The organism is Nonomuraea sp. NPDC051941 (assembly GCF_044593615.1).
In genome coordinates this window covers 1-4,294 of sequence record NZ_JBIUCF010000125.1, presented here as the reverse complement: position 1 = coordinate 4,294, position 4,294 = coordinate 1, and the positions used below count along the sequence as shown (strand labels likewise).

The window sequence follows — 4,294 nt, the reverse complement described above, 5'->3', positions numbered from 1 at the left end:
ACCGCTCGCAGACGAGGAATCGCGCGGCAGATCATCCTGATTCAGGACATCATCGGCTTCCGAGAAGACACGCCGAATTGGGCAACGGAGTCCTTGAGCACCGGCGTCAACCCGACGTTGCACGCCTCGCTGATCAGCAGCGCCACCAGCGATCTCGGCAGGTCGTTCATGCGGGTGGAGATGTCGGCCAGGTGCACGTACGCGTCCAGGAACCCGGTCCAGGCGTGCACCTCCAGCAGCAGTTCCGGCAGGTCGATGCGCGGCAGCATCGCCTGGCAGGCGGCCCGCGGCCACGCCAGGGACTCGCTCTCGCCGAGCGCGCCGAGTTTTCGACCGACAGCCGGGCCCGCCCGCCGCCGGAGTCACCACCGAGACCAGCGCGTCCTCGCCCGCCTCCTCCAACCGGGCGGCCATCTGCTTCCAGGCCGCGTCCAGGGCCAGGACCTTGCCGCTCAGATGGTCCTGGACGGGGTCGGTGAGCGACAGGGAGGCCAGCACGTCCTCGACGATCGCCTCCCACCGCGCCCCGGCCAGCAAATGAGCGCGCGGGTCGGCCCAGCGCAGCGACGGCGAAGCGAACACATCCCTGATCGTCAGGGCCCGCATCAGGTGCTCCAGCACGCACACGACATACGCGTCGCGATCCACCACGCCCCGCGGCAGGTCCGGGTTGGCATACACCGTCCGCTTCCACGACGCGGTCACCAGCGCGGCGTCGATCTCTTTGGGCAGCAGCGGCTTCTTGCTCACCTGCCGTCGCGACATTTCCGGCAACCGGCGCACTGCGGCCAGCACCCGGCGCCCGCCCGGCGCCCGCCCGGCGCCGCTGACAGCGCCTTGGACCCGCCCAGCAGCCGCAGGAACGGGCGCACGGTGTTGTACCGCTCGACCAGTGCGGCCCGTATCGCCGCCTCGGCCGCGCCACCCTCTTCGGGGACCAATTCCTCCACCTCTTCCAGCGCTGCACGGACCCGTTCCTTGCTGACGCCGGCGATCGCGGACACCGCGGTCCACATCGCCGCCACGTCGAGGTCTGCGCCCTCTCGGTCGACCAGGTCGAGCTGGTCGACCAGGACGCGGCCAGCCTTGGCCACTAGCTTGGAGGCCCGCTCCAGCCGGGGCAGCATCCGCAGGCGTTCGTCGGCGGACTTGCGGCGGGCCGGGCTGATCAACCGGGTGGCCATCAGCAGCGCGAACAGATCGAGAGCGTCGTCGATCGCCTCGGCCTCCAGGCTTCGGGTGACCGCAAGCAGCGTCGCCGTCCGGCGCGGCTCGACCAGCCGGTCCAGTGCCGGCGCCTTGCTGCCGGCCCCGTACTTGGCCAGGGTCTTTATCCGCCGCACCGGCACCTTGGACACCGCAACCCGGCCCAGCCCGAAGGCGGCCAGGTTGTCCACCCGCTGCAGCGCCCGCACCATCTCCGTCCCTGACGTGCGCTTGGGCGCCTGCCGCAGCTTCTCCAACTCCGAGATGCGCGATCCCTCCGGCACTACCAGCAGATCCGACAACGCGGCTGGCAGGCGAGGATCGGCACGGCGGACCTGCTTGGCCACCACCGCGTACATGCGGACATCGGCCCGTTCCCGCACGCCGCCTACCAGCCGCTCCAGCACGGTCACCCCCGGCAGCAGCACCCGATGCCGCCGCAGCCACGCCACCGACTGCTCGAACAACGCCACCGGCCCCTCGGCATGCGTCCACGCCCGGCCGTGCAGGAAGGTCCGGAACTGGCGCGTCAGCGGCATCACGCTCTCCGACCCTGCCCCGGACGTCGAGTCGGCGTCTCTGCGGTCCATGCGGTGGGTGCGCGACAACGGCGCGGCATCTCGGTCCAGTTCCTGGCCGTCGACAACACGGTCGCCTTCTGGATGGACCGGATCGCGGATTTGGCCATCCTCATCCTCGGCGCGGCCCTCGGCATCCTCCTCACCCCGAGCGGGAGCCGCGATCCCGGCGCGGTACCGGATCGATGAGCCTCAGGAGATCGACAGGCGATCGTACGCCTCGAAGGCGTGCCGGCCCGCCGTCGAGCTGCCCGCGCAGGAAGCCGTCGAAGAACTGGTCGGCGCGAACATCGGGAAATCCGAGAGGAGCGTCCGGGACGCCGGATAATGATTACACCTTCGAAGAACCTGGCGGTCCACTTTTCAATAACAGGCCGATAAACGTTTGTGGCGCCGGTGAGCAGCCGACTACGGAACGCGCCGAAACGCATGCGGTGAGCCCGGTCGGGTGCGCGACGGCGAAGTGCGCGCCGCAATTCTGGTAATAAAGTCTTCCTGTGTGAATCGCGTCACACCATCGCGGCCGCTCGCCCGCGCGGAAAGCTAGTGAGCTGCTCAAACCCCTGAACCGGCCCAATTCCATGCCTCCTGCTCCATCGTGGGGCGCCTTGTCAAGATCTATTCCTGGTCGCACTGTCTGTGTATATCTGAGGCGTTATTTATGGGGAGCTTACAGGGGTGCGCCCGGATGCCCTTGTGTTTTCTGTTTCCACGGGGAGTGTGGGCGTGACTGTGCGGCGTGCTCAGAAAAGTGCGAAAGTGCTGGGGCAGAGCGGGTTATGGCTCGGACGGGGTGCGCCGTCGAAGTGGGTCAGCCGCCTCGCGCTGGCCGCGACCGTGGCTCTCCTGCCGGGGATTCTCACCCTGGAGGCGCAGGCGGCCGTTGTCGCCCCCTCTCCAACGCGGCTGGACATTCCCGGCTCTCCCTCTTCCGGTAACGCCGGCAAGGCCCCCGTGCAGCGCGCCGGATCGGCGGAGAACCTGCCGCACCTCGTCGATCCGGCCGCCACTCAGCCGCGGAGCAAGAGCAAAGCCACTGACGACGTCAAGCGCCCCAAGGGCTCGCTGCCGGTGGCGAAGCCGCGCGAGCTGCCGGACGAGCCGGCCACGGACGGGCTGAACAGCCCGCCGCCGCTGAAGTGGGAACCGACCCCCGCCGACACCCCGTCGCAGCCGGCGACGAACGACGGCCGCCCCTCCCGTGGAAGCGCCGAGGGCGCAGGCGTCGGCAAGGCATCCCCGACGGCGCTCGACGGACGTCAGGGGAGCGGGGCGAAGGCCGCCGAGACGGCTGTCCCCAGGGCGCGGACCGTGTCGGCCGTCGCCGCCGCCGCACTTCCCGTGGTGTCGGATCTGTCGGTGTCGGCGGGGCAGTTGTCGTCGGGGTTGTGGACGTTGTCGTCCACGACGCCGTATTTCGCGGCGTCGGGTGCTGATCCGGAGTCGCGGTCGTTGAAGTTGGAGGCGCAGGTCGAGCATGACCCGTCGGTTCCCGTTCAGGGGTCGGGTCTGATCTGGTCCGACAGTGGTCAGGTGTCGAGCGGTTCGTGCTCGACCTGGAGCAAGTGCTCCCTGCAGACCCCCACCGTGGGGGCGGGCGAGTTGAAGGACGGCTGGCTGGTCCGCTGGCGCGTGCGGGCGTCGACCTCGTCCGGCGTGGTGGGGGCCTGGACGCAGTGGCAGGCCGCGCGGGTGGATCTCGCCAAGCCGGTGCTGTCCGACCTGTCGGTGTCGGCGGGGCAGTTGTCGTCGGGGTTGTGGACGTTGTCGTCCACGACGCCGTATTTCGCGGCGTCGGGTGCTGATCCGGAGTCGCGGTCGTTGAAGTTGGAGGCGCAGGTCGAGCATGACCCGTCGGTTCCCGTTCAGGGGTCGGGTCTGATCTGGTCCGACAGCGGTCAGGTGTCGAGCGGTTCGTGCTCGACCTGGAGCAAGTGCTCCCTGCAGACCCCCACCGTGACGTCCGGCAAGCTCAAGGACGGCTGGCTGGTCCGCTGGCGGGTGCGCGCATCCACCTCTGGGCAGGTGTCGAGCCCGTGGTCGGAGTGGCAGTCGGCGCGGGTGGACATCTCCAAGCCGGTGGTGTCGGATCTGTCGGTGTCGGCGGGGCAGTTGTCGTCGGGGTTGTGGACGTTGTCGTCCACGACGCCGTATTTCGCGGCGTCGGGTGCTGATCCGGAGTCGCGGTCGTTGAAGTTGGAGGCGCAGGTCGAGCATGACCCGTCGGTTCCCGTTCAGGGGTCGGGTCTGATCTGGTCCGACAGTGGTCAGGTGTCGAGCGGTTCGTGCTCGTCCACGAGCAAGTGCTCCCTGCAGACCCCCACCGTGACGTCCGGCAAGCTCAAGGACGGCTGGCTGGTCCGCTGGCGCGTGCGGGCTTCCACGTCGTCCGGCGCGGCGGGCTCGTGGTCGGCATGGCAGACGGCCACGGTCCAGGTCAGCGGCACGGCGGGCAACGGTCTGGGCGCCGTTCCGGCGACGCGGGGCACCGATGCGTGGACGTTGGCGTC

2 protein-coding genes and 1 pseudogene are annotated in these 4,294 nt (G+C 69.3%); 2 read left to right on the top strand and 1 reads right to left on the bottom strand.

What is annotated here, in order from left to right; all coding sequences use genetic code 11:
* Positions 1 to 92: 92 nt before the first annotated feature.
* Positions 93 to 1,778 (bottom strand): annotated as a pseudogene (locus ACIHFD_RS67625) (DUF4158 domain-containing protein); the annotation flags it as partial.
* A gap of 21 nt (positions 1,779 to 1,799) precedes the next feature.
* Here ACIHFD_RS67625 and ACIHFD_RS67620 point away from each other — a divergent pair.
* Complete coding sequence (locus tag ACIHFD_RS67620; RefSeq protein ID WP_397375925.1) at positions 1,800 to 1,973, top strand: hypothetical protein; 174 nt, start codon at positions 1,800 to 1,802, stop codon at positions 1,971 to 1,973.
* A gap of 570 nt (positions 1,974 to 2,543) precedes the next feature.
* Positions 2,544 to 4,294: hypothetical protein (locus ACIHFD_RS67615; protein WP_397375924.1), on the top strand; the 1,751-nt coding region annotated here is incomplete at its 3' end.